This window comes from Bradyrhizobium sp. AZCC 2262, from assembly GCF_036924535.1.
In the GTDB taxonomy this organism is placed as follows: domain Bacteria; phylum Pseudomonadota; class Alphaproteobacteria; order Rhizobiales; family Xanthobacteraceae; genus Bradyrhizobium.
The window spans coordinates 5,047,292-5,072,791 of record NZ_JAZHRT010000001.1; the positions used below are offsets into that span (position 1 = coordinate 5,047,292).

The 25,500-nt window shown below is 63.4% G+C and carries 23 protein-coding genes; 8 read left to right on the plus strand and 15 right to left on the minus strand.

The features are described 5' to 3' along the window. The first annotated feature begins 160 nt into the window (after nucleotides 1-160). Nucleotides 161-922: a GntR family transcriptional regulator gene (locus V1283_RS23870; protein ID WP_334388935.1), complete on the plus strand. Its 762-nt coding sequence runs from the start codon at nucleotides 161-163 to the stop codon at nucleotides 920-922. A 147-nt stretch (nucleotides 923-1,069) separates the two neighbouring features. On the opposite strand, the gene V1283_RS23875 is transcribed toward V1283_RS23870, so the two are convergent. Continuing rightward, nucleotides 1,070-1,501 carry a nuclear transport factor 2 family protein gene (locus V1283_RS23875; RefSeq protein ID WP_334388936.1) on the minus strand — a complete coding sequence of 144 codons (432 nt, stop codon included), beginning with the start codon at nucleotides 1,499-1,501 and terminating at the stop codon, nucleotides 1,070-1,072. Nucleotides 1,502-1,653: 152 nt separating this feature from the next. On the opposite strand from V1283_RS23875, the gene V1283_RS23880 reads away from it, so the two are divergent. Together V1283_RS23880 and V1283_RS23885 are read left to right on the plus strand one after the other, a co-directional pair. Beyond that, nucleotides 1,654-2,895: an amidohydrolase family protein gene (locus V1283_RS23880; RefSeq protein ID WP_334388937.1), complete on the plus strand. Its 1,242-nt coding sequence runs from the start codon at nucleotides 1,654-1,656 to the stop codon at nucleotides 2,893-2,895. Nucleotides 2,896-3,072: 177 nt separating this feature from the next. Beyond that, the gene (locus tag V1283_RS23885) at nucleotides 3,073-4,293 is read left to right on the plus strand and encodes a mandelate racemase/muconate lactonizing enzyme family protein (protein ID WP_334388938.1); all 1,221 of its coding nucleotides are present in this window, start codon (nucleotides 3,073-3,075) and stop codon (nucleotides 4,291-4,293) included. 178 nt (nucleotides 4,294-4,471) lie between these two features. On the opposite strand, the gene V1283_RS23890 is transcribed toward V1283_RS23885, so the two are convergent. From V1283_RS23890 to V1283_RS23910, 5 genes are all read right to left on the minus strand, one after another. Continuing rightward, nucleotides 4,472-4,801, minus strand: a complete 330-nt coding sequence (locus V1283_RS23890) for a GIY-YIG nuclease family protein (protein WP_334388939.1) — start codon at nucleotides 4,799-4,801, stop codon at nucleotides 4,472-4,474. A gap of 230 nt (nucleotides 4,802-5,031) precedes the next feature. Further along, on the minus strand, nucleotides 5,032-6,264 hold the full coding sequence (locus V1283_RS23895) for an ABC transporter substrate-binding protein (protein WP_442895775.1): 1,233 nt from the start codon (nucleotides 6,262-6,264) through the stop codon (nucleotides 5,032-5,034). A gap of 106 nt (nucleotides 6,265-6,370) precedes the next feature. Then, nucleotides 6,371-8,416, minus strand: coding sequence for a hydantoinase/oxoprolinase family protein (locus tag V1283_RS23900; RefSeq protein ID WP_334388941.1), 2,046 nt, complete (start codon nucleotides 8,414-8,416; stop codon nucleotides 6,371-6,373). Further along, complete coding sequence (locus V1283_RS23905) at nucleotides 8,413-10,080, minus strand: hydantoinase B/oxoprolinase family protein (protein WP_334388942.1); 1,668 nt, start codon at nucleotides 10,078-10,080, stop codon at nucleotides 8,413-8,415. The genes V1283_RS23900 and V1283_RS23905 overlap by 4 nt, the downstream gene beginning before the upstream one ends. A gap of 23 nt (nucleotides 10,081-10,103) precedes the next feature. Continuing rightward, entirely contained in the window at nucleotides 10,104-11,420 is a 1,317-nt protein-coding gene (locus V1283_RS23910) for an aspartate aminotransferase family protein (RefSeq protein WP_334388943.1), read from the minus strand. Nucleotides 11,421-11,661: 241 nt separating this feature from the next. Between V1283_RS23910 and V1283_RS23915 the strand changes: the two genes are divergently transcribed. The 4 genes from V1283_RS23915 to V1283_RS23930 are packed head-to-tail and all read left to right on the plus strand — an operon-like array spanning nucleotide 11,662 to nucleotide 14,914. Beyond that, nucleotides 11,662-12,132 carry a DUF305 domain-containing protein gene (locus V1283_RS23915; protein ID WP_334388944.1) on the plus strand — a complete coding sequence of 157 codons (471 nt, stop codon included), beginning with the start codon at nucleotides 11,662-11,664 and terminating at the stop codon, nucleotides 12,130-12,132. A 9-nt stretch (nucleotides 12,133-12,141) separates the two neighbouring features. Then, a complete protein-coding gene (locus V1283_RS23920; RefSeq protein WP_334388945.1) occupies nucleotides 12,142-13,623 on the plus strand; it encodes a YncE family protein in 1,482 nt (493 codons plus the stop codon). After that, the gene (locus V1283_RS23925; RefSeq protein WP_334388946.1) at nucleotides 13,620-14,147 is read left to right on the plus strand and encodes an RNA polymerase sigma factor; all 528 of its coding nucleotides are present in this window, start codon (nucleotides 13,620-13,622) and stop codon (nucleotides 14,145-14,147) included. The genes V1283_RS23920 and V1283_RS23925 overlap by 4 nt, the downstream gene beginning before the upstream one ends. After that, complete coding sequence (locus tag V1283_RS23930) at nucleotides 14,144-14,914, plus strand: anti-sigma factor family protein (RefSeq protein ID WP_334388947.1); 771 nt, start codon at nucleotides 14,144-14,146, stop codon at nucleotides 14,912-14,914. The genes V1283_RS23925 and V1283_RS23930 overlap by 4 nt, the downstream gene beginning before the upstream one ends. 125 nt (nucleotides 14,915-15,039) lie before the next feature. On the opposite strand, the gene V1283_RS23935 is transcribed toward V1283_RS23930, so the two are convergent. The 8 genes from V1283_RS23935 to V1283_RS23970 all read right to left on the minus strand — a co-directional run bounded on the left by V1283_RS23935 (nucleotide 15,040) and on the right by V1283_RS23970 (nucleotide 23,538). Next, a complete protein-coding gene (locus tag V1283_RS23935) occupies nucleotides 15,040-16,287 on the minus strand; it encodes an MFS transporter (protein ID WP_334388948.1) in 1,248 nt (415 codons plus the stop codon). A gap of 79 nt (nucleotides 16,288-16,366) precedes the next feature. Further along, the gene (locus tag V1283_RS23940; protein ID WP_334388949.1) at nucleotides 16,367-17,212 is read right to left on the minus strand and encodes a CmcJ/NvfI family oxidoreductase; all 846 of its coding nucleotides are present in this window, start codon (nucleotides 17,210-17,212) and stop codon (nucleotides 16,367-16,369) included. Between the two features lie 186 nt (nucleotides 17,213-17,398). After that, nucleotides 17,399-18,340, minus strand: a complete 942-nt coding sequence (locus tag V1283_RS23945) for an ABC transporter substrate-binding protein (protein ID WP_334388951.1) — start codon at nucleotides 18,338-18,340, stop codon at nucleotides 17,399-17,401. Beyond that, nucleotides 18,337-19,437 (minus strand): LLM class flavin-dependent oxidoreductase, encoded by a 1,101-nt coding sequence (locus V1283_RS23950; RefSeq protein WP_334388952.1) that lies wholly within the window; start codon nucleotides 19,435-19,437, stop codon nucleotides 18,337-18,339. Before V1283_RS23950 ends, V1283_RS23945 begins: the two co-directional genes overlap by 4 nt. A gap of 25 nt (nucleotides 19,438-19,462) precedes the next feature. Beyond that, entirely contained in the window at nucleotides 19,463-20,647 is a 1,185-nt protein-coding gene (locus V1283_RS23955) for an acyl-CoA dehydrogenase family protein (RefSeq protein WP_334388953.1), read from the minus strand. Continuing rightward, nucleotides 20,641-21,438, minus strand: a complete 798-nt coding sequence (locus V1283_RS23960; protein WP_334388954.1) for an ABC transporter ATP-binding protein — start codon at nucleotides 21,436-21,438, stop codon at nucleotides 20,641-20,643. Before V1283_RS23960 ends, V1283_RS23955 begins: the two co-directional genes overlap by 7 nt. Then, nucleotides 21,432-22,460, minus strand: coding sequence for an ABC transporter permease (locus V1283_RS23965; RefSeq protein ID WP_334388955.1), 1,029 nt, complete (start codon nucleotides 22,458-22,460; stop codon nucleotides 21,432-21,434). The genes V1283_RS23960 and V1283_RS23965 overlap by 7 nt, the downstream gene beginning before the upstream one ends. Continuing rightward, nucleotides 22,438-23,538: an ABC transporter substrate-binding protein gene (locus V1283_RS23970; protein ID WP_334388956.1), complete on the minus strand. Its 1,101-nt coding sequence runs from the start codon at nucleotides 23,536-23,538 to the stop codon at nucleotides 22,438-22,440. Before V1283_RS23970 ends, V1283_RS23965 begins: the two co-directional genes overlap by 23 nt. A 297-nt stretch (nucleotides 23,539-23,835) precedes the next feature. On the opposite strand from V1283_RS23970, the gene V1283_RS23975 reads away from it, so the two are divergent. Then, nucleotides 23,836-24,603, plus strand: coding sequence for an SDR family oxidoreductase (locus V1283_RS23975; protein ID WP_334388957.1), 768 nt, complete (start codon nucleotides 23,836-23,838; stop codon nucleotides 24,601-24,603). 190 nt (nucleotides 24,604-24,793) lie between these two features. Here V1283_RS23975 and V1283_RS23980 read toward each other — a convergent pair whose 3' ends face one another. Further along, nucleotides 24,794-25,093 (minus strand): HU family DNA-binding protein, encoded by a 300-nt coding sequence (locus V1283_RS23980; protein ID WP_334388958.1) that lies wholly within the window; start codon nucleotides 25,091-25,093, stop codon nucleotides 24,794-24,796. Between the last annotated feature and the right edge of the window lie 407 nt (nucleotides 25,094-25,500).

Below are 25,500 nucleotides of genomic sequence, written 5' to 3' on the forward strand. Positions count from 1 at the left end.
AAACCCGTGCGCCAAATCAATGGGATCGCGGCAAGCCCACAGATCCAACGGATTCCTTTTGTGCAATTACCCGATCAAACTGCATGCAATTGAGGCGCTCAATTGTTGGCCAATTGTGATAGGAAACGCCATCCGAAGCACTTCCCTCAGGATTTCGCCGATGGCGCCTCGTTCCGCCAGCAAGTCAGCCGTACCATCCGACAAGGTCGGCGTGATCTGCCGCGCGCTTCGCCGTGCCATCATTGAGCAGGCGCTGGAGCCCGGCGCAAAACTGCCGGAGGATTCGCTTGGGGAAAGGTTCGGCGTCAGCCGCACCATCGCCCGCCATGCACTGGGACAACTCGCCGCGGAAGGCCTCGTCGAGCTTCGCCGCAACCGGATCGCCGTCGTGGCGACGCCGAGCTGGCAGGAAGCCCGCGATGCCTTTGATATCCGGATCGAGCTCGAACGCCTCGTGGTGCGTCAGCTCGCCGGCAAGCTGACCAAGAGCCAGGTCGCCGAGCTCAACGCCCATGTCGATGCCGAGGACCGCGCCCGCGACGGCTCGGACGCGGTGTCGCTCAGGCTGGCAACAGAATTTCACATCCTGCTCGCCAACATGACGAACAGTCCGATCCTGGTGCGTTACGTCAGCGAGGTCGCCTACCGCTGCTGCCTGACACTGTCGCTGTACAGCCGCCCGCATTCCTCGGAATGCGCGATCAACGAGCATCGCGCGATCATCGCGGCGCTGGTCAAGGGCGACGAGAGCAAGGTGATGGGCCTGATGCACAGCCATCTGGATTCGGTCGCCAATCGCGCGCTGGTCGCCCCTGCCCCGCAGCGCGGCCGCGATTTGCTGGATATTCTGGCGCCTTATGCGGAGGAAAGCGGCGACGGCAGCCGTGTGGTGAAACTGCCGAAGGTGGTCAGGGCGAGGTAGTCGCGGCCGCCGCTCTATCTCCGTCATCCTGAGGAGCGCGCTCTTGCGCGCGTCTCGAAGGATCGACGGCCACCAGCCGGGCCGCTCATCCTTCGAGGCTCGCAAGCGCTCGCACCTCAGGATGACGGGGCAAGGGTGAGATGCGTGCTACGCCTCAATCCCCCGCTGCACCAGAATGCGCTCGGCGCTGTCGTTCCAGACATCCATCTTCACGATCTGGCCGCCCCTCACCACGAAACGGTCGACATAGCGGTTGCCTTCGAACGGCGCGCCGTCGATCCATTCGCCGTAGAGCGTGCCGATGCTGTAGACGACGGTCTCGGCCGCGCCGGGACAGACGTCGAAGCGGTCCATCTTCTTCTTGACCCAGCGATAGCGCCGCGCGTTGAAGCCGGTCGGCCCGCGCGGATGGTCGAACTCACGCCCGCCAGTGAAGGTGATGATCGTGCCGGGCTTCATGTAGGCCGCGGCGGCATCGGGATCCGGGATCATCGACGCCGTGAGATAGGCCTCGACCACCTCGGCGTCGGACATTCGTTCAACGTCGTCGTTGGGTTCGGCTTTGGCGGCAACGGACATGGCGGTTTCTCCTGATCGATAATACTACAATCGGACCGTCAAACTGCATGCACATATTTTGAACAATTGAGCCTCAGAACTGCACACAATCTGGAGCTGCCCGGCGCGCGCGCTTCCGCTAGGTTCGGATCAGCTCCAGCCCGCTCGGACCCATGAACGCGAAAACGGCCTTCGACCTCATCTTCCGTAACGCCAGAACCCGGTTCTCACCCATCCCGGTCGATATCGGCGTCGCGGGCGGGCGTATCGCCGCCATCGAACCCCGGCTTGCCTGTGAAGCGGCCGAGATCGATGTCAGCGGCAGGCTCGCTTTGCCCGGCTTCGTCGACACGCATATTCATCTCGACAAGGCCTGCCTGCTCGGCCGCTGCGGGCACGACCACGGCAGCGTGGCAGAGGCTATCGCCGCGGTCGCGGCCATGAAGCGCGAATTTACGGTCGAGGACGTTTACGCGCGCGGAGCAAGAGTGATCGAGCGCGCCATCGTGCATGGCACCACCCGCATGCGCACCCATGTCGAAATCGATCCGCGCATAGGCTTGCGCGGCTTTGAGGCGGTCAAGGCGCTGAAGCGCGACTATTCCTGGGCGCTCGATCTTTCGATCTGCGTGTTTCCGCAGGAAGGCCTGACCAACGATCCCGGCGCGGAGGAACTCTTGATTGCGGCGCTGCGCGACGGCGGCGACGCGATCGGCGGCTGCCCCTATATGGACACCGACCCGAACGCGCATGTCCAAAAGCTGTTCGACCTGGCGCAGCAATTCGATGTCGATGTCGACCTGCACCTCGATTTCGATCTCGATCCGTCCTGGTGGCATCTCGAAGAGGTCTGCCGGCAGACCGAACGGCGCAATTACCAGGGCCGCGTCGCGATCGGCCATGCGACGAAACTGTCCGCGCTGCCGCCGGACCGGCTGAAGGCGGCGACGGCGCGTTTGGCCAAATCAGGCGTCGCCGTCACCGTGCTGCCCGCGACCGATCTCTATCTGATGGGCCGCGACGCCACGCATAATGCGCCGCGCGGGCTGACCGTGGCACACAAGCTCGTTGAGAACGGCGTCGTGTGTTCGATCGCGACCAACAATGTGCTCAATCCCTTCACGCCGTTCGGCGATGCCTCGTTGCTGCGGATGGCGAATTTCTACGCCAATGTCGCGCATGCCGGCATTAGCGAATTCGACGCCTGCCTCGACCTCGTCACGGAGTTGCCGGCGCGCCTGATGAATTTGCGGGACTACGGTATCGCGCCTGGCAATCCCGCCGACCTGATCGTCCTCGACACCGACAGTGGCCTGAACGCGATTGCGGAACTGCCCGACATGCTCATGGGTTTCAAGAACGGGCGGCAGGTGTTCGAACGGCAGAAGCCGAAATTGTTTCCGCCGACGGCTTAGCATTCACGACGTCGTCATGCCCGGCCCTGACGGGGAGCGCAGCGGCACGACGAGATGCTTCACCGGGGCGAACCATGCAGGCCGTGCCCTGCCTTATGCGCAGCCCTGCAATTGACGGCCCCGCCAATCCATTGTTGTTATCAGCTGAACCACAACAACAAGCCCGGGGCAGGAAATATGAAAAAAGCCACCACTGTAAGAAGCGTCGAAACGCTCGCCTGCGACGCCGGCTGGCGGAACTACCACTTCGTCAAGATCATGACCGAGGACGGCATCGTCGGCTGGAGTGAATACGACGAGGGTTTTGGTGCGCCGGGCGTCACCACGGCGATCGAGCGGCTTGGCGCACGCGTGGTCGGCAAGAACGCCTACCAGCATGAGCGGATTTATGCGGAACTGTTTGCGGCGACGCGGCCGGCCGCAGGCGGCGTGGTGGCGCTGGCGCTCGGCGCCATCGAGAACGCGCTGCTCGACGTCAAGGCCAAGGCGCTGGGCGTGCCCTGCTACGAACTGCTCGGCGGCAAGATCCGCGACCGCATCCGGGTCTACTGGTCGCACTGCGCGACCTGGCGCATCAACCATCCCGACTGGTTCAAGCCGGCGATTACCGATCTCGACGGCGTCAAATCGATCGGGCGCGAGGTGCGAGAAAAAGGCTTTACGGCGATGAAGACCAACATCTTCGTCTATACCGACGGCAAGCCGCAGGGCTGGCGGCCCGGCTTCGGTTCGCCGTTCGAGCCGGAGATCAACGTCGACCGCAAGGTGCTGCGAAACCTTTGCATGCATCTGGAAGCGATCCGCGACGGCGCCGGCCCCGATGTCGACCTGCTGCTCGACCTCAATTTCAACGCCAAGACGGAGGGCTACCTGAAGATCCTGCGGGCGATCAAAGACATGGACATGTTCTGGGTGGAGATCGACACCTTCAATCCGCAGGCACTTGGCTACATCCGCCGCCAGAGCCCGCACCCGGTGTCATCCTGCGAGACGCTGCTGGGCCTGCGCGAATTCCTGCCCTACTTCAGCGAACAGGCGATGGATGTCGCCATCATCGACACGCCCTGGAACGGGGTATGGCAATCGATGAAGATCGCCGCCGCCGCCGAGCACTTTGAAGTCAACGTCGCCCCGCATAATTTCTATGGCCATCTCTGCACCATGCAGAATGCGCATTTCTCGGCCGCCGTGCCGAATTTACGCATCATGGAAACCGACATCGACCGCCTCGCATGGGACCATGAACTGTTCACCCATGTGCCTGACATCGTCGACGGCCATCTCATCATGCCGGACCGCCCGGGCTGGGGCACCGAACCCAACGAGGAGGGCCTGCGCGCCCATCCGCCGAAGAGCAAGGGCGGGCTGTTGAATTACGGGCAGGCGGCGAAACGCTAAGTAGAGCCCGTCATCCCCGGGATGAACGCAATTGCGTTCACCCGTGGGAGCGCGGAACGCGCGTCTCGAAGGATGAACGGCCACCAGCCGGGCCGCTCATCCTTCGAGGCTCGCTGCGCTCGCGCCTCAGGATGACGGTGAAAGAGAGCGCGATCATGCTGAACCTTTCTTCGCATGCTTAGCCCTTCTGCGAAGGATGATTTTTCGGTGTATTCGCCAGACCTCCTCGGCGTTGGGCCAACCGACTGATGGCGGCCCAATCCGACCGTATCAACGCCTCCTTCTTGGCGCGGCTCCAACCTTTGATTTGTCGTTCTGCGGCAATACCATCTGTGATCCGATCGAAGTGCTCGGACCAGACGAGAACAACCGGCCGCCGTGTGAACGTGTAACCCCGGTAATAGCCTGCGTTATGCTGAACGATGCGGGGTGAAAGATCATCACCGGTCGCGCTCCCGACGTAGAAAGAGCCGTCGGAGCAGCGGAGCATGTAGACGAAGATACCCATCGCGATCTTCTATCCAGGTATGGAGTGCGCGCACATTAAGATGACGCAAACGCCGTTCGGTCAATAGAATGCGATCGCGGCGCCTCAACCCCAACTCTATCCCCGTCATCCTGAGGAGCGCGAAGCGCGTCTCGAAGGATGAGCGGCCCCCGCTGGTGGCTGTCGCCCTTCGAGACGGCCGCGTTGCGGCCTCCTCAGGGTGACGAAGAAGGAGTGATGATGCCCCGCAATCAATTATCATTCGGCCTGCTCGCGAACGCGCTCTCGATCACGTCGCCGATCGGCTGCCAGGCGTTGCCGTCGAACTGCACCAGCCGCATCTGCTTGATCGGGTGGAAGTCGGCCGGTCCGGTGTTGATCGCAATGCCCGGAAATGTGACGCCGAGCTGGTAATTCCGCAGCGATGCCGCCTGCCGCATGATGTTCTCGCGCGAGAGGTCGTCGCCGCACTGGGTCAGCACCCGCGCCAAGGTCTCGGCCGCCGCATAGCCGAAGATCGCGTTGCCATCCTCCTTGTCGCCGTCGGGATAATATTTGTCCATGAACGCCAGCCAGTCCTTGACGGCGGCGTCTTCCTTCCAGGTGGTATCGCTGGCGTCCTTCAAAAACGAGGTAGAGATCACGCCGACGGAATTCTGAAGCCCCGCCGGTCTCAGCGCATTCGCGATCGAAGCCGCCGCGTTGACCAGCAGCAGGACGGGATGCCAGTCCAACTCGGCCGCCCTTCGGATGGCGCGGGCCGAGATCGGCGGCGCGCAATTGAGCACGAGCACTTCGGCGCCGGAGTTCTTGAGGATGTCAACCTGGGTATCGATGGACATGTCCGCGTCGATGGCGATGTCGGCGACGATCATGTTGGCGGTGATGCCAAGCCCCTCCTGCAATCCGCGGAACAGATCGCGGCCGAACTGGTCGTTCTGCCAGAGCACGGCGATCTTCCGGCTCGGATAGGAGGCCTGGACGTAGTTGGCGTAGATCCGGCCTTCGGACCGGAACGTCGGCTGCCATCCCATCGTCCACGGAAACCGCTTCGGGTGCGCCCACTCCTCGTCGCCGGAGGCGACAAAGAGCTGCGGGATACTCCTTTCATTGAGATAAGATCGCGTCGCCAGATTGCTCGGCGTGCCGAACGATCCGAACATCAGATGCACGCGCTCCTGCTCGACCAGTTCACGGGTCTGCTCGACCGCGGTTCTCGGATTGGAGCTGTCGTCGCGCGAGATGAACCTGACCTTGCGCCCATTGATGCCGCCACGCTCATTGATCATGTCGAAATAGGCGGCCTCCGCCCTTCCGATCGAAGCGAACGCGGCCAGCGGCCCGGTATAAGGCATGATGTTGCCGATGCGGATTTCGGTGTCGGTCACACCGGCAGCCTGAGCCGGCTGCGTAGCCGCTGACGCCCACATCAGCGCCGCGGCTAGAAAAGATACAATACGTCTGGCTTTTTTTGTTATTTGCATCGACACGGCCTCGAACACCAAGCTAGCACGAGCTTGTGACGCCTATCCCAGCGATCGCGATGATAGCGCCGGAAACGGGGTTGTTGAAATTAAATATTGAAGCCGGTCAGCGCAACGAAATATCCAACCATCCCAATGCATTGACCGTCACGCGATCGCCGGCATCGACCAGCACGGTCGTGGTCTCGGCCTCGATGATCGCGGGGCCGGTCAGGCTATGGCCGGGCCGGAGTTCGTCGAGCGCGTAGACCGGGACTTCGCGCCAGCCGCCGAAGTAGGCCTGCCGCTTGCTGCGTGGCGAGCAGGCGGACGACGACGACGCGGGCTTTGCACCTGAATCGAGCCGCGCCACTTCACCCACGGCGGCGACGCGGGCGTTGACGAACACGACCTCCTGGCCGCGCGAGGCGTAGGTGTACAATTCCTCGTGCCTGACGTGAAAGCGGTCCTCGATCTGGTCCACCAGGTTGACCGCGTTCCAGTCGAGGCCGTCGAGCGAGACATCGATCTCAAAGATCTGTTCACCGTAGCGCATCTCGGCGGAGCGCTCGATTGAAACCGTTCCGTTGAACCATGCGCGCAGCCGACCCGCGGCCTGTTGCTCCAGACCGGCAAAGAGTTCGCGCACCTCGTCGGCCGTAATGCGCGCGCCGGCGCCATAGTGCGTGCGGCTGACTTCGTAGCGAAGGTCGCTGGTCAGCATGCCCCAGGCTGACAGCACAGAAGCGACCGTCGGCACGATGATGCGCTTGATCTCGAGTTCGCGCGCCACTTCCGCCGCATGCAGCCCCGCCGCGCCACCAAAACTCAACAGCGCGAATTTTCGTGGATCGACGCCGCGGCGCAGCGTCATCAGGCGGATGCCGTCGGCCATGTTCAGATTGATCATGCGGTAGATGCCGGCGGCGGCTTCGACGCGCGACAGTTCCATCGCGGCTGCGATACGGTCGACGGCGGCTTCCGACGCCGCGCGGTCAAGCGGACGCTTGCCGCCCATGAAAGCTGTGGCATCGAGATAGCCGAGCACGACATTGGCGTCGGTGACGGTCGCGGCCTGCCCGCCATTGCCGTAGCAGGCCGGGCCCGGCACCGAGCCCGCGCTTTGCGGCCCGACGCGCAGCGTCCGGCTCGCATCGACGCTGGCGATCGAACCGCCGCCGGCGGCGATGCTCGCGATATCGAGACTGCGCAGCGCGATGCGCTGGCCGGCGAGGATGCCGTCGGCGGACAGCGAGGCCTGCCCGCCCGAGATCAGCGAGATGTCGGTCGAGGTGCCGCCCATATCGAACGGCACCAGATCGGGAATGCCAACCAGATCAGAACAGCGCCGCCCGCCGGACATGCCGCCCGCCGGCCCTGACAGCACCGTGCCCGCGGCAAGCCGCGAGGCTTCCTCGACCGGCGCCATACCGCCATGCGACAACACGACAAACAGACTGCCGTTGAAACCGGCCTCGCCGAGCCGCGCTTCGAGATTGGTCAGATAGCGCCGTACGATCGGCTCGACACAAGCGTTCACGATCGTGGTGGAGACGCGCTCATATTCCTTGATCTGCGGCAGCACGTCGCTGGAGCGCGAGATGCTGATATCAGGCAGCGCCTGCGTCAATCGCTCGACGGCGGCGAGTTCATGCGCGGGATTGAGATAGGAATGCAGGAAACACACAGCGACCGAGCTCGCGCCCGATTGTTTGATGGCGGCAATCGCGTCGTCGAGCGATTTCGTGTCCAGCGGAAGCAGTATCTCGCCGCTCGCCTTCAGCCGTTCCTTGACACCAAAGCGCCGTTCGCGCGGCACCAGAGGCTCCGGCGGCGGCGAGCGCAGATCGTAGCGATCGGGCTTGAGCCCCTCCCGCATCTCGATGACGTCGCGATGGCCTTCGGTCGTGAGCAGCGCGACTTTTGCGCCCTTGCGCTCCAGCAGCGCGTTGGTGGCAACCGTGGTGCCGTGAACCAGCCGGTCGGTCGCGGCGAGCATTTCCGAGCGCGTCACGTTGAGCCGCCGTGCCAGTTCATCGAGCCCCGCCATCACACCGAGCGACTGATCCGCGGGAGTCGATGGCGATTTTGCGAATACAGTCCGCCCGCTCTTATCCGTGGCCACGAGATCGGTGTAGGTCCCGCCGACGTCAACGCCTATCCTGAACATCATGAGGACGCCTGCTCCGCCGGCGCGTCCGTCAGGCCCTGCTCGCGGTCGCGTTGGCGCGCCACCGCCGATCGTTTTGCAGGCGGTCCCCACCCGCCGCCGCCGGAGGAACGAATCTCCAGGCAATCGCCGGGGCGCAGTTCGATGCCGACTTCCTTGGTGCGGAGCACGCGCGGCTCGCGACCTTCGGACAGCAGGCGATAGTGATGCGGCTTGCCGTCCTCGCCGCCGAGCATGCCGCAGGGACCGTGGCGCGCGCCATCGCCGGCGGTATTGCCTTTCGCGATCTTCTCCGTCTCCAGCACCAGATCGAGCGAGACGCCGAGGCCACCCCGATGCTGGCCGTCGCCGCCCGAGCCCGGGCGGAATTCATGGGTACGGAAATGCAGGGGAAAGCGCACCTCGGCGACTTCGAGGCTGCCGAATTTCAGCCCGCCGACCGAATGCCATTCGCCGATCGACGACCAGCCGTCGCCGCCCGACGACGCCCCGCCGCCGGGCCGCGCCTGGAACAGGTGCCAGATGAAATTCTTGCCGGTGCGCGGGTCCTCGCCCTGGATCGCGATGCGGAACCGGCGGCTCCAGCCGGCCATCGCGCGCTCCGGACAGGACGCCGAGAGCGCCTTCACGATGGCTTCGACGATTTCATTCGAGGGATGGCTGGTGCACAGCGTCACCGGCCGGCCCGGATCGGCCCACACCACCGTGCCCTGCTTTGCAATGACCTTCAGCGGCCGCAGCGCGCCGGTGTTTTTTGGAATTTCGGCGTCGATCAGATAGGCAAAAGCCATCGCCACCGCGGCCTGCATATTGGCATGCGAGGAATTCACAAAGCTCGTCGATTGCGGATCGGAGTCGGAGAGATCGACCTCGACGTCGCTGCCTTTCTTGGTGACCTTGGCGGCGATGCGGATGTCGGTGCGGCCATGACCGTCATCGTCGAGAAACGCCTCGCCGTGGAACACGCCGTCCTTCCAGGTCGAAACGACGGCGCGAGTCTGCTGCTCCGTCGCGTCGAGGATCGCCTCCATGGCTGCCTCCACCACCGGCGCGCCGAATTCGGCAAACAGCCGCGACAGCCGCCGCTCGCCGAGATGCGCCGCGCCGAGCATCGCGGCGAGGTCACCGCGGAATTCCCGGGGGTTGCGAATGTTCAGCGCCAGCAGATCGAGCAGATCATCGCGCAGCTTGCCGGCCTCATAGAGTTTTATTGGCGGAACGCGCAGGCCTTCCTGATAGATCTCGGTGGCGGCGGGATTATAGGCGCCATGGGTGGCGCCGCCGATATCGCTCTGGTGCGCCCGCACGATGGTCCAGAGCAGCCGCTTTCCACCGGCGAAGACCGGCACGAAGGCGGTGAGATCGGGCAGATGGCTGCCGCCATGATAGGGATCGTTGAGCAGGATGACGTCGCCCGGTTTGACATCCTTGAACCGCTCCTCGACCGCGAGCGTCGCCCAGGGCAGCGCGCCGACGTGAACCGGAAGATGATCGGCTTGCGCGATCAAACGTCCATCGGTGTCGCAGATCGCCAGCGAAAAATCGCGGCTCGAATTGAGGATCTGCGAATAGGAGGTGCGAAGCATCGCTTCGCCCATCTCCTTCACGATCGAACTGAGCCGGTGCTGGACGACGGAGCGCGTGATGGGATCGATCTTGGCGGACATTGAACCCGTTCTTGTTATGCTGGTCAGAGCGTGCCTGCGACTTCCCCAAGCGCGCCCGACGCCGCATCGATGATCGCATGTATATCGGCATCCGTCATCGGGGTCGACAACGCCATCAATCCGTAGCCCGCGGCCAGCACGCCGCGATTGAGCAGCCCGCGCGAGAACACCGCCTGACGCCGGCCCTCTTCCTCGCTCATATAGGCCGAGCGATAGTCGCGGATCGGCCGATCCGCAAAATGAACCTTGAGCAGGGAGCCTAAACCCACCGTGCCGCCCGGCACGCCGCGGCGCTTGAACGCCGCGTCGATGCCGGACCGAACCGCCGCGCCCATCGCGTCGAGCCGCGCAAAGGCCGCATCGTCGAGCAGCTCCATCGCAGCGATCCCAGCACGCATCGTCACCGGATTGGCGGAGAACGTGCCGCCATGCGGCAGCGCCGGCTTGCCCGGGCGCGGATCGAATACCGCCATGACGTCGTTGTGGCCACCGATCGCGCCGACGGGAAAGCCGCCGCCGATGATTTTTCCCAATGTGGTCAAATCCGGATCGATATTCCAGATGCCCTGCGCGCCGCGATAGCCGAGACGGAACGTGATGACTTCGTCGAAGATCAATAGCGCCCCGACCTCGCGCGTGACCTTTCGCAGCGCCTCCAGATAGGCCCCGTCCGCCGGCGCGAGACCGGCACGATTGGGCATGGGATCGACCAGCACGCAGGCGAGCCCCTCGCCGTGCTCGCGGATCAGGCTGACGGCGGCTTCGGTGTCGTTGAAGGGAATGGTGACGACATCGGCCAGCACATTGTCAGGCGTACCCTTGGCGTAGGCGACCGATACCGGCGCGTTGCGGCCCCAGGCTTCCGGCACAGGGTCCAGGCTCACCTCGGCATAGTCATAGGAGCCGTGATAGGCGCCCTCGCATTTGGCGATTTTTGGACGGCCGGTATGCGCACGCGCTGCCTTCAGCGCCATCATCACGGCTTCGGTGCCGGAATTGGCAAACCTGACCTGTTCGACTGACGTCAGGCGCGAGACCAGGAGTTCGGCGAGATCGACCTCGGATTCCGTCGGCAGGCCGAACGCCGACCCCAGCGCGAGCTGCGCGGTCGCCGCTCTTACCAATGCAGGATGGGCGTGGCCGTGAATCTGCGACGTAAAATTGTTTATGCAGTCGATGTAAACGTTGCCGTCGAGATCCCAGACCCGGCAGCCCTCGCCGCGCACGGCGTAGATCGGATAGGGCTTCATGAACACGGTGGTGCGGGTGTTGCCGCCGGGCAGGCTCGCCAGCGCGCGGTCGTACATTTTCTGCGAAGAAGAATTTGAATCCGGGTACATGCGGGATCCGAAGATGGTGGGGCAAGCCCTTATAGCCGCTGGCTTTCTGCTCGCAAACCATCGCTTTGTCGCGGCTGCCATCCGGAGAATGCGGCGCGGCTCACCGAACCAGCTCACGAATACGTGTGCGGTATCCCGCCAAAACAGTCGCAGATGACGGAATAGAGCGCGCCGCCACGCGTCATCCCCATGCACGCTGTTTGCAAAGCATTCGAACTCGAATCCGGAAGGTACTGCGACGATGCTGCAATTCTTCAAACCCGGCCTGGGCGCCGCGTTCTTCGGCCTGCGCCTCCTCGTCGCTTTCGCCGCGCCGCCTCTGGCGTTCGCGCATGAAGCGCATCAGCCACCACAACAGGCTGCGACGCCGGATGAAAACGCTTTCCTCGCCGAAAACGAGGCCGCGATGAGCAAGATGATGAGCGCGATGGAGGCAAAGCCGACCGGCGACGTCGACCGCGACTTCGTCGCCATGATGGCGCCGCACCATCAGGGCGCGATCGACATGGCCGTGCTCGAACTGCGTTACGGCAAGAACGAGCAGCTCCGACGTATCGCGCAGGAAATCATCGTCAGCCAGATGCAGGAGATCGCCGCGATGAAGCTGGCGGTCGGCGAGCCGGTCACGGCTTCCGTTCCCGCGCCAACGGAAACCAGCCAGGCGCCGGCGATACATCATCACATGAACATGTCTGCAGGCATGAAGAAGTAGGAGCAACAGATGAACTATTCGACCTTGAGAAGCAGCCTGCTGGCCTGCACGATCGTCGCCGCATTGACTACCACCTTAATGTTGCCTGCGGCGGCCTTGGCCGGCCAGCCCCCCGGCGCCGCGACCTCCCCCGACATTCCAATCAGCCATCGCGACCGCGTCTACGCCGCGGAACAATTTTCGAACACCGTTTCCGTCACCGATCCCGTCGACAACAAGCTGCTCGGCGTGATCCGCCTTGGCGATCCCCAGCCCGGCAATTTCAGCCCGCTCTACAAGGGACAGGTGCTGGTCCACGGCATGGGCTATTCACCCGACCACAAGACACTCGCCGTCGTCTCGATCGGATCGAATTCGGTGACCTTCATCGACACCGCGACCAACGCGGTCAAGCACGTCACCTATGTCGGCCGTTCGCCGCACGAGGCGTTCTTCACGCCGGATGGAAGGGAGGTCTGGGTCACCGTGCGCGGCGAGAACTATATCAGCGTGATCGACGCTACAAGTTTTGCCGAGAAGAGGCGCATCGAGGTGCCTGCCGGCCCCGGCATGCAGATCTTCTCGCCCGACGGCAAGTACGGCTACGTCTGCTCGTCCTTCAATCCGGAGACGGTCGTGGTGTCAGTCGCCGACCACGCCATTGTCGCGCGGGTGAAGCAGGAGAGCCCGTTCTGCCCAAACATCGCCGCCACGCCTGACGGCGAACAGGTGTGGTTTACGCTCAAGGACATCGGCAAGACGCAAGTGTTCAATGCAAGGCCGCCGTTCAACCCGATCAAGACGATCGAGACCGGCCCGATCACCAACCATGTCAACTTCGCGCGCACGCCGAAGGGAACTTTCGCCTATGTCACGATCGGCGGCACCAACGAGGTCAAGGTGTTTCGTACCGACGATTTCTCGCAAGTAGCGACCATCCCGGTCGGCAATCTGCCGCACGGCGTCTGGCCGTCGGGCGACGGCACACGCGTCTATGTCGGCCTCGAAAACGCCGACGCCCTCGCTGCGATCGACACCGCCACCAACAAGGTGGTGGCCAATATTCCGATCGGCCAGGCGCCGCAAGCGATCGCCTATGTACCGGGCGCGGCGCCCAATCCGGACGACCGGCAGAATTTGCAAAGCCTCGGCATTGCCGGTCAGGTCGCGCATCTTACCCTCGGCCCAAAGGGCGAAGCGAGGGGCGAAAAATCGCCGACCAGTGTCTCGCTGTTCGATCAAGGCTTGATCCAGGTCGTACAGGCATCGGTGACCGGACTTCAACCGAAGCAGCGCTACGTGCTGGCGCTGGCCGACAAGAACGACGGAACCGGATCGGTGCAACCGCTTGCCGCCTTCATGACCAACCCGGCAGGGTCGGCCATCGTCAATGCGGTCGGGCCGATCCGGCAAATCGTTCAGAATTCGACCGCGGCCGAACGGCGATATCTGGTCATCGCTCCCGGCGAGCCCACGAAATTCGGTGATGCCGTGCAGGTCCAGGCTCCATGAACGACATGCTGCGCCTGGTCGAGCCGGTGATTCCAGCCCTGCGCCGTTATGCGCGGGCGCTGGTCCGTAACCGAGCCACCGCCGACGATCTGGTGCAGGATTGTCTGGAGCGGGCCGTCCGCCATTGGCATGAGCGGCACGAAGGCGATCCGCGTTCGTGGCTGTTCACGATCCTGCATAACCTTGCGGTCAACCAGTTTCGCCGCTCGGCGCGCCGGGGCCAGCACATCGCCATCGACGAGGCCAATGAAGATGATTTCGGGCAGAACGCCGTGCAAGAACAGAAACTGATGTACCAGGACGTCCTCGACAAGCTTGCGCGCCTTCCGGACGACCAGCGCGCCGTGCTGCTTCTGGTCGCCGTGGAAGACCTGTCCTATGCCGACACCGCCAGGGCGCTCGACATTCCCATCGGCACCGTGATGTCGCGCCTGTCGCGGGCGCGCGAAAAATTACAGCAGGAAATCGAAGGGAGCGCGGACGGCGCACCGAAAAACGTGGTGCAGTTGCGGAGCATGAAATGACCAACCGGCCCATCACGGAAGACGATCTCCACGCCTATGTGGATGGCGTTCTGGAACCCGAGCGGGAGGCGGAAGTCGCCGCCTATCTCGAAGGCCACCCCGACATGGCCCGCCGCGTCGCCGCCTTTTCGGATCAGCGCGATCTGCTGCGCCAGGCGCTGGCGCCGATTGCAGACGAACCCTTGCCGTCGCGGCTCAATTTGTCAGGGATGATCGAGAAGCGGCAGCGACGACCCTCGCCCATCTGGTGGGCGGTCGCGGCGATGCTGATGCTGTGCATTGGCGGTCTCGGTGGCTGGGTGATGCGCGGCAGCTTGCGGACCTCGTCCGGCGGCCTTGCCGCGCTCGCGCAGGAAGCAGCCTATTCGTACAGCGTCTATGCGCCGGACCGTGTCCGGCCGGTCGAGATGCGGGCATCCGACAGCGCGCAACTGGTGCAGTGGGTGTCGAACCGCCTGAAGCAGCCGGTGAAGCTGCCGGACCTGACGGCTTCCGGCTATCGCCTGATGGGTGGGCGGCTGATCGCGACGTCGCATGGCCCCGCCGCGATGTTCATGTATGACGACGATCGCGGCGATCGACTGGTGGTGTTGACGCGCCCGATGATCTCGGACCAGAGCGCACCGATGGCGCCGCATTCGGGAGGCGATGTCTCGGGCTTTGCCTGGGCCGATGGCGGGATGGGTTACAGCCTGGTGGGACAGGCCGCGGCCGAAGCCCTCAAGCCGATCGCCAACGAGGTCCGCAGGCAAGCGCGCAGCATCTAGAGCATGCTTCAACAGAGTTGAATCATGCTCGTCGATCATCTTTTTGTTTGAGCATGATCTCCGCGCAAACGCGTTCCGCGTTTGTCGCGAGGGAAAACCGGTGTCCACTTTTCCGGATCATGCTCCTAGGATTTCGACGGCTGAGTGTAGGCCACGAACACCACCGTACCGGCGACCAGGGCCGCCGCCATGAACAGCAGCACCGCGGGCAATCCGTACAGCGTCGCGACCACGCCGGTCGACGATTGCATCAGCGCGGCGCCGAGGAAGAATGCGAGGTTGATCGCGGAGAGCGCCTTGCCGGCGTTTTGCGCGTCGACGAGTTGCCGCGTCATGCCGTAGAGCAATGGCTGCGTCGAGATCGCGATGCCGATCAGGACGAACAGCGCGCCGTCGATCTGGGCCGGCACCGCGTTCACGCCGAATAGCTCAGACAGCGGATGATGCGGCGCGCCGGCCGCCATCACAGCGAGCAGCAACGCGGCAAAGGAATGCGCCGCGGCCAGCACTTCGCGGCGATGGCCGATGCTGCGATCGAGGATCCCCATCAGCACGGGCCCTGCGATCAAGGCGAGCGTGAAGAGGCCGAGCATGTTGCCCGCCTCGATGCGGCCGAGCGCCTTGATCTCCATCAGCCACGGGCCGCCCCACAATCCCCGCAGCACCAGCGAGGCCGCCAGCGAGACCAGCGCCAGCCCGATCAGGCCGCGCAGCGGGCGTGACAGCCCGATCCGAAGCACCTCGGCCATCTGCGAGAGCGGCGAGGATGGATCGGCCTGCGCGGCCGGCTGTTTCGGGACCAGCAGAAACACCGCAATCGCCACGACAGCGCCAAAACCGGCGGAGATCCAGAATCCCGCGCGCCATCCCCAGAGTTCGACGACAAAGGCCAGCGGGCTCGCCGACAGCAGCATGCCGATATTGCCGATCGACAGGATGATCCCGGACCACAGGCCGAAGCGCGCCGCAGACATCTGCTTGGCGGCGAGCGTCATCGGGCACATCAGCATGCCCGAGGTGGCAACGCCGAGCAGGAACTGCCCGAACAGGAAACTCTCAGGCCCGGTAGCGAGCCCCGACGCCAGCGCGCCGACAATGGTTCCGCACAGCAAGCTCAACGAAACCGGGCGGACGCCAAAACGATCCATCGCGGCTCCGACCGGAATCTGCGAGGCGGCGAAGGCGAAATGATAGATCGAGGTGAGGCTCGCCAGCGTCTGCGGCGGCGTGCGGAAGTCCGCCGCCATCACGTCGAGGCTGATCGCCGGAATGGTCCGCAGCAGCGTTGACAGCATGTGGCCGCAGGCCAGCGCCAGAAGCGCAAAAATCAGCGCGCGGAGATTGGTATCCGCGCTATCGGCCTTGCCGTCCATGAACCGCCTCGCCCCAAAATAGTTTCAGGGCGAGGTATCACCAATAGGGTGGAAACGCGAATCCGGCCCGGTTGCCCGATCAGCTCTTGTGGAACACCAATGTTCGCAGCTCGATGCTCTCGCGCGGGGCTGCGTCGGCGGGCGTAGTGGGGTCGACGAAGGCGGTGTGCGGCCCGAACCGCGTGCGGCCGTCGGTTGCGGAATCGTAGCACTTCAGCAGCAGCGCCTCGTCGGTCCTCATTTCCGGGATGTAGTACCAGCGATGGTTCGGGTTGTATTTCACCGAATAGGTTTCACCGCTGCGGTTTGGATAAATCAGATCGGAAGCGACGAGATCGCTGGGCTCGACGGTCTGGCCGTCGGCCATCGCAAGTGGCGCATCGCGCAGCGGGCCCCGGATCGGCCGCCAGACATTGATGACCTGCACGCGCCCCTTCAGAAGTTCGTCGGCCTCTTCAGGCAAGTGTTCGCGAACGCGGTTGGCGCCCGAGATGTCGGTTTGATCGACATGCACGCGCGTTGCTGGCTGGCGCGGACCGGCGCCTCTGATATCGGCGGCACCTTCCACACGCTTGCGCACGGTATGGTCGAAGATGAGGACGCGGTCAGCTTTGAGCGTCGCCTTCAGAAAGGCTTCCACGGCGGGGTAGTAGACGCTCCTCACTTCCTTGTCGTCGTAGAAATTCCTGACGATGGTGGGATGGCGGACCAGTGCAAAGCCTTCGCGGTCCAAAGAGAGGTTGCCGGCGATCAGGCGCGCATCGAAGATCGGGACGTTGTGCGGTTCAGGCAGCGCGGTGGATTTGGGCTCACCCGGCGGCGGATCGAAGGCGTAGGTGCGGGGTTTTCCCGGGGTCGGTGCGAGATAGTTCAGCTCGGCGGTAACGAAGGGAAGCGATTCGAGTTTGGCTTGTTGCAGGCCCATGGTGCTGGACTCCATTGTTTGTTCTGTTTGATCTTGGCGCGGCCGACCGGTCCCACAAGACGCTTACGAAAATAGCAAATTTGTCATTCCCGGCCGCGACAAATGGGGAAAATCCTTGTCCGAAGCGCCGGCCGAACCGGATAGTCTTCCCCGCTTCACACGTTCGTCATCGCCCGAGAGCGGCCGTTACAGGCCGGCTCCTTTACCAATGGCCTCAGAAAACGACCGATCGACGATATCGGCCGCGTTGAGGTTCTGCTTGATGAGACCCGCGCGGAAATAGAGATCGATGGTCTTCTGCTCATCGGCGACGACGTCGTCATCGATTGGTGTGATCCTGATCTTCGCCCGCGTCAGCCAATTGAGCGGCACTGCTGTGGGAATGTTCATGAGCTTGCCCCAGGTCTCGGCATAGCTACCCACGTTCCCGGCGGACCATGCCCGCGCTGCCGCCAGACGGCGCACGAAATCCTCAAGTTCGGGGCGCTTGTCCCTGATGGCGATTGGCGTCGCGACCTGAAAACCCAGGCCAGGCGTGAGGCCCTCACCGGTGATGACCCGGCGCGATTTGAACAGCACCTCTTCCTGGCTGACATAGGGTTCCCAAGTCGACCACGCATCGACGGCGCCTTGCGTGTAGGCGACCTTGGCGTCTGACGGCGCGAGGAACGCGATCTGGACATCATCAACCTTCCATCCCCTCGCCTCGAGTGCGGCGAGGATCAACTGGTGGCCGATCGAACCGCGGCCGGTTGCGATCTTCTTGCCGCGCAGATCGTCAAAACTCTTGATCGGCGACTGTTCCCGCACCAGCACCGCGAGCCCGTCCCGCGACTGCCGGACGGCGGCGATCGCCTTCACCGGCACGTTGGCGGCAGCCGCAAAGGTGAATGGCGCATCTCCTACCAGCCCGGTCTCGATTGCGCCGGCGCCCAGCGCTTCCAATAGCGGCGCTGCGGCGGGAAACTCCTTCCACTCGATCTTGTAAGGGACATCCTTCAACACGCCGGCCGCTTCCATCACGGCCTGCGAATTGCCCTTCTGGTCGCCCACCCGAAGCGTGGTTTGCGCGGAAGCGGGAATGGCAAAGCCGAGCAACAGCCCGGCGGCAAGTGCGAGGCGGATCATTGCGCGGCCACCCCATGCGCCGACTGGCGTTCGGCAATGAGTTTTCGCGTCAGCGGAATCAGCTCGCGGCCATATTCAATGGCGTCGATCAAAGGATCAAAGCCGCGAATGAGGAAATGGCTGATGCCAAGCTCGTAATAGTCGCCGAACACTTCGGCGACCTGCTCGGGCGTACCGACCAGCGCCGTGGTGTTGCTGTTGGCGCCGGTCAGTTTGGCGATCTCGGTCCACAGCCGCTTGTCGATCCGGGTACCCTGCTCCGCCAGCGCCAGCAGACGTCGCGCGCCGGCCGTCGCATGACCGTCGGCCGGTTTGCGATAGCCGGTCTTGTCCTGCAGCGCGGTGGCGCGGGCGAGGATATCGTCGGCCTTGGCCCAGGCTTTTTCCTCCGTCTCGGCGAGAATCGGCCGGACGGACAGGCTGAATCGTGGCGTCGGCCGGCCGTATCTCGCGGCGGCGGCACGCACGCGCGCGGTGACGTCCCGCACCTGTGCGTAGGACTCGCCCCACAGCGCAAACGTGTCGGCATGCTTGCCGGCCACCTCGATCGCCGCATCCGAGCCGCCGCCGACGAAGGTGTAGATGCCGCCGGGATGATGGGGCTTGATCTGGGAGAAGCCCTTTTCGACCTTGTAGTATTTGCCGTTGTAGTCGAATGGCTTTTCGCTGGTCCATTCCTGACGCGCGATGTCGAGGAATTCACCGGTCCGGGCGTAACGATCGTCCTTGTCGTCGAGCGTGTTGCCGTCCTGGCGCAGCTCGGTGGCGTTGCCGCCGGTGATGACGTGAAGCGATACGCGCCCGCCGTAAAGCTGATCGAGAGTGGCGAGCTGGCGTGCGAGCAGCGTGGGCGCAGTAAATCCCGGCCGCTGTGCGATCATGACCTTGAGCGTCTTCGTCACGTTCAGGACATGCTGACCGATCTGGAGCGCGTCCGGCGTCGTCGAGTGAAACGCCAGCAATGCGCGGTCGAAGCCGGCAAGTTCATGCGCCTTCGCCACCGTTTCGATATGAACGGCATCGAGAACGGGTCCGGACCGCACGATGGTTTCCGAGGAATTGTTGTTCGAGATATATCCGATGAATTCGACGGACATGATGGGGCTCCAGTTTGGGGAAGGTTCAGAGGTCGAGCGCGACGCGGCCGGCCGAGATTCGGGTGGTATCGTCCTGCGGGGTATGGACGCGCCCACAGAGCACGTCGCGATAGTGCCGCTGCAGCGGGTTGGTTCGCGACAGGCCGTGATTGCCCGCCAGCGACAGTGCGTCCTCGACCACGGCGACGGCGTTGTTCGTCACCGTCATCTTGACGATGTTGGACTCGGTGGCGCTGAGCGGCAGATTGTCGTCGAAACCATCGGCGAAACTGCCGATCAGACGCGCATTCACCGCAAGCCGCGCTTCGATGCCGCCGAGTACTTCCTGCGCCCGCGGCAAAGTCGACAGCGGTGCGCCGAGATTTGCCGGGACGCGCTCCCTGAGAAAGCCGACCAGCCAATCGCGGGCCGCGCGGGCGACGCCGTCGTAGATTGCGGAGATGAAGATGGCGCCGACGGTCGCCTGGGTGAAGTCGGGCGTTCGCCAATCGTCCGGCCGGCGGACGTCGATCTCGTGGTCGAGCGGAAAGACCACGTCTTCGAAGATGACGTCATGGCTGCCGCTGGCGCGCAGGCCGAGATGGTCCCAGGTCTCCACGATTTGCGTGCCCGGAAGGCCTGCTGGAACCAGAAACAGACCGACACGCGTTTCCGCCTCATCGGTCCTGGCCCAGACCGCGTACCATTTCAGGATCGGTGCGCCCGTCGAATAGATCTTGCGGCCACTCAGCCGCCATCCGGTTTCGGTGCGCCGCACGATCGTCGCCGGCAGCCCTCCCCGTGCCGGCGATCCGAGCTCGGGCTCGACGCGAAGCGCGTTGACCAGGGCAACGCCATCGACCGTCTCCCGGGCCAGCTTGCGGGACAGGCCGGCGGGCCAGCGCGTGCTGCGCGCCATCACGAGGTGCTGAATGTAGTGCATCGACAAGACCAGCGCGGTCGACGGATCGGCCTTACCGATAATGCCGAGAATGCGCGCCGCCTCCGCGGCGCCTGCACCCCCGCCGCCGAGGGCGGCCGGCACCGTCAGGGCCAGCAGGCCGGCCTCCGACAATTCCTCAAAGTTCCGGAACGGGAAGCTGCCGTCGCGGTCGTGGACCGGTGCCCGCTCCGCAAACGCCTTGGCCAGCAGCGTCGCGCGCCGGACGTGATCAGGCTCATCCCGCCGATGCGGCTCCCTCGTCGCGACGTGGTTCGATACCGTCACCATGTAGCGTCCAGTCCGAGCAAACCGAGGATTTGCTTGCGCAGGTCCGCGAGATAGGGATCGCCGCGATGGCGCGGATAAGGCCGTTCCACCAGGATGTCAGCCTTGATGCGCGCCGGCCGGTCACTGAGCACGATCACGCGATTGGCGAGGAACAACGCCTCTTCGGCGTCGTGCGTAACGAGCAGCGTCGTAAAGCGCTTGCGCTGCCACAGCGAGACGATCTCGGCCTGCATCGTGATCCGCGTCAGCGAATCGAGCTTGCCAAGCGGCTCGTCGAGGATGAGGATTTTTGGATCGTTGACCAGCGCGCGCGCGAGCGCAACGCGCTGGGCCATACCGCCCGAGAGTTGATGCGGATAAGCGTTGCGAAAGCCGGAAAGCCCGACCAGATCGATCGCCGCATCGACCCGCTGGCGCTGGCTTTTCAGGATGCCCTGTGCCTCCAGACCCAGCGCAACATTGTCCCAGACCGAGCGCCATGGAAACAGCGTGGGATCCTGGAACACGACGACCCGCGACGGGTGCGGCCCCTTGATGCGGACATCGTCCTCGCGCAACACCCCGCTGCGCGGCATTTCCAGTCCGGCGACCAGCCGCAGCAATGTCGACTTGCCGCAACCGGAAGGACCGAGCAGAGCGACGAACTCGCCCGGCTCGATCGAGAGACTGACGTCGTCCAGGACCGGCAGCGGGACGCCATCGATATCGAATTCATGGCTGACATGTTCGATATCGAGTTCGGCGCCGGCAGCAGGATATGCGACCACCTCGGCGGCAGAATGCGTTACCATTTGACGACCCCCTTCTGCCAGACCAGCAAGCGATCGCGCGTGCGGAACAGGAGCGTGATGGCGCCGGAGCACAGCAGCGACATCACGATGAGCGCCGCATACATGTTGGCGTAGGCTGCCCAGCCTTGCGCCCATTGCAGATACCAGCCGAGCCCTGCCTTGACGCCGATCATTTCCGCCACGACCAGCACGGCGAAGGACGACCCGAGCCCCATGAACAATCCGACGAACACATGCGGCAGCGCCGCCGGTATGGCGACCTTGAGCACGAGAAACGACGGCTTGGCGCCGAGGGTGCGCGCGACATCGTAATAAGCGTTGCTCACGCTCGCGACGCCCGACCAGGTGAGCACCGTCACGGGGAAGCCGGTCGCCAGCGCGATCAGGAACGTGCTGGCGCTCCAGCTCGAGGGAAAGGTGAAGAAGGCAATCGGAAGCCACGCCGTTGCCGGCAGCGGGCCGATGAAGCGCAGAACCGGATGAATCCAGTAGCCAACGCTTCGCGACCAACCGATCGAAACACCGGTCAGGAAGCCAACAGTGGCGCCGATGACATAACCGCCGAGTTGCAGTTTCACCGACGCAAAAACGCTGTCGAGCAGCTTTGGCAGATCGTCCGTGTAAACTTCGAGGATGGCCTGAGGCGGCGGAAAGAACGGCAACGGCAGCCAGGCAAGTTTTGCGGTTGCGAGTTCCCACACCGTCAGGAACAGGCCGAGCACGACAAGCCACGGCGCACGGCTGCGCAAGGCCGGCCCCGCGGGCCCAAGGAAGTCGGCACTCAGCGTGCCAAACAGCGCTACTGCTGCGACCACAAGTGCCGCAATACCGAGCGCGTATGTCCGCGACCAGTCGCCAAGGTCCTGCCACCACAGGCATGACCAACCGAACGATATCCAGGCTACGGCGGCAGCAACCCCGATGCCGGAGCTCTTCAGCCAATCGCCGATCGCTTCCGCGCGAGAGCTGGATGTGCGCGAGCCCTCGACGGAAATCGCATCAGACACCGAATACGTCGACATAGATCTTCTCCGCGAATTTGGCTGTATCGGTGCTGGGCTTGAAGACCGAAACCGTCTTCAGATCGTCGGCGTAACCCTTCAATTCGCGCTTCAGCACGTCGCCGACGGGATGATGGTGGTGGGTGTGGTAGCGCGCCATCGCTTCGAGATCGGCCAGCGTCGCTGCCTTTGGCGCATAGGGTTGGAACGATTTCGCAGCCTTGTCGGGGTTCTGCGAGGTGAACATCGCGGCATCGAGCAGCGCTTGTGTGATGGCCCGCGCGACCTGCGGTTCGTCGCGCACCAGGCTGCCGCGCAGCCCAAGGATGCAGCAGCTTTTGTCGCGGTATTCGCCATCGAGATTTGAGGCAACTTCCTTGTACTGGCTGTCTTTCAGCCAGAGATGCGCGAGCGGATCGGATGCCAGGAACGCCTGGACCTCGCCCTTTTCGACCGCGAGATTGAGAAGATTGCCGGGATAGGCTCGCCAATCGACGTCCTTATTGGGATCGATACCGAGCTTGGCGAGCTGGATCGAGAAGAAGTTCTTGTCGGGCCCTGCGAGATCGCCGACTGCGACGATCTTGCCCTTGAGATCGGTAAGCTTGTCGACACCGGAGCTGGTGCGCGTCAGCACGCGCATGCAACCGCCATGGGTACCCGCCGCGATCTTGACGTCAAATCCCTGCTCCAGCGGCTTCAGCCAGCGCAGCGCCATCCCGAGCCCGGCGTCGCTCTTGCCGGTGGCGATCGCTTCCAGGAGTTGATCGGTCGAGCCACTGTAGTTGATGAGTTCGACGTCGAGGTTTTGCTTCTGGAAGAAGCCGTAGTCGATGGCAACCGGAACCGGCGCGAGGCAGACCGCGCCGGCGTTCCACGAAAGCTTCAGTTTGCGCGGCGCGCCGGCGATCGGCGGCGCATTCGATGCCGCCCTGCAGATCGGAAATTCCGAGAAGTCGATCGCTGGCGTCGCAGCGCGAAACGGAAGCGCCTGCGCGCCGAAAACGCCGAGCGGCGCCGCCACCGCTGCGGCCGCGCTGGAGCGCAACAGCGCGCGCCGATCCAGCACTGGTCTGCCGGGCTGCTTTTCTTTCGACATTCTACTTCTCCTTTGCGGCAGGCACGCGACCACGCTCGCGCAACGCGAGAAGCGCGCTGCCGCCTGGCACCGTGAATTGTTGAATGGACTCAGTCCCGACGAGAATTCCTGCTTCTCGTTCCGCCGAAGTTGACGCTACGATGATGCGCGGCAACAATGGGATCGTCAATAAAATGGAATTTTGAATGTTGTAACGGACAGAGAGTTTATCTCCCTGTTCCTTCCTTCCGACGGTCGAACGATTTTCGTGCGACCAGTTCCCGCTCAATTCACAGGCAGAACAACATGCAAGTCACGATGAAGGATAGAGTCGCCGTCGTCACCGGCGGCAGCAAGGGGATTGGGCTCGCCGTTGCAAGGCAATTCGCCGCCTCCGGCGCCAAGGTCGCGATTCTCGCGCGCGGGGCGGCCGACCTCAAGGCCGCACGGGAATTGCTCACCAAGGAAGGCCTCGAGGTTCGCGACTATGTCTGCGACGTCTCGAAGGCATCAGACATTGTCAAGGCGCACGACAAGGTCACAGCCGATCTCGGCCCGGTTGACATCCTCGTCAACAACGCGGGCACCGCGCGGACGATGGCGTTCGAGAACATCAGCGATGAAGCCTGGCAGGAAGATCTCGACCTCAAACTGTTTGCCGCGATCCGCTTCAGCCGGCTGGTCTGGCCGGGCATGAAAGCGCGCAAATGGGGCCGCATCATCAACGTGCTCAATACCTACGCCAAGGCGCCGGCTGCATCCTCGGCGCCTACCTCGGTATCGCGGGCAGCCGGCATGGCGCTGACCAAGGTGATGGCCAGCGAAGGCGGCGAGCACAACATCCTGGTCAATGCCATGTTGGTCGGCCTGATTATGAGCGATCAATGGGTGAAGCGGCACGCCACGCAGGCGCCGGACACGGATTTCGAGGTGTTCGCGAAAAACCTCGCCAAGGGCACCCCGCTGGGGCGCATCGGCACCGCGGAGGAATTCGCCAACCTGGCCTGCTTCCTCGCCTCCGAGCAGGGATCGTTCATCACCGGCACCGCCATCAATGTCGATGGCGGGCGGTCACCGGTGGTGTAGCGCATCTGGCGTTACGGGCGCAGCACATTCAGATCGCCTCGCCCCGCCTGCGGTGAGAGGTCGAAATTCAAGCCGGAGCTTGAATTTCGGCTGAGGGGGACTCTCCGCGAACACCTCTTTCAAAGAGTTTGCGGAGGCAGCCCCTCACCCCAACCCTCTCCCCGTGAAGAACGGGGAGAGGGAGAGATTCTTAAACCGCGTCCTTGGCGGCCTTGACCGGGCGGGCCCGGACGATCTTGCGAGCCGGCTTGGCCTTGAACATCATTTCCTCGCCCGTGAAGGGGTTGGTGCCCTTCCGAGCTTTGGTCGCAGGCTTCTTGACCACGACGAACTTCGCGAAGCCGGGGACGAGGAACACCCCGTTCTTCTTCAGCTCCTTGTGGCCAACGTCAACGAGCGCTTCCATCACGCCCTTGACTTCCTTCTTCGAGACTTCGGTGGTGGTCGAGATCTTCTCGATCAACTGCGACTTAGACATTTGGGTGGCCATGGTTGCTCCATTGATTCTGGCACAGGCGACGATATGGCGGAAACCGCCTAAAAAACAGGGTTTCCGACATTCTGCACAACTATCTCGCTAGTCGAGTTGAACTGATTCGTCCAATTTTGGCTGGTTTTTAGGCCTTCGGGGACCTCCGAACCCTATTTTTAGGGGCTATCAGGCACCTTTAGTACAATCTTAGACTGCGCCCCGGGCTTCGCCGCTATCGTGGCGAGCCAGGGTTTTCCGCCTGGCTTTGCGAAAAATGAGCAGACCGACTGGCCGGTGAGCACGTTGTTTTCAGGAAGGATTTTCCGCTTCACGTCGCGATTAGAAAATGACTCGCGTTCCCCTTCCATCGTACATTCATCTTCAAGGCGGACGCGTGAACGGTCCGCCATCAATATTCGTTCGGA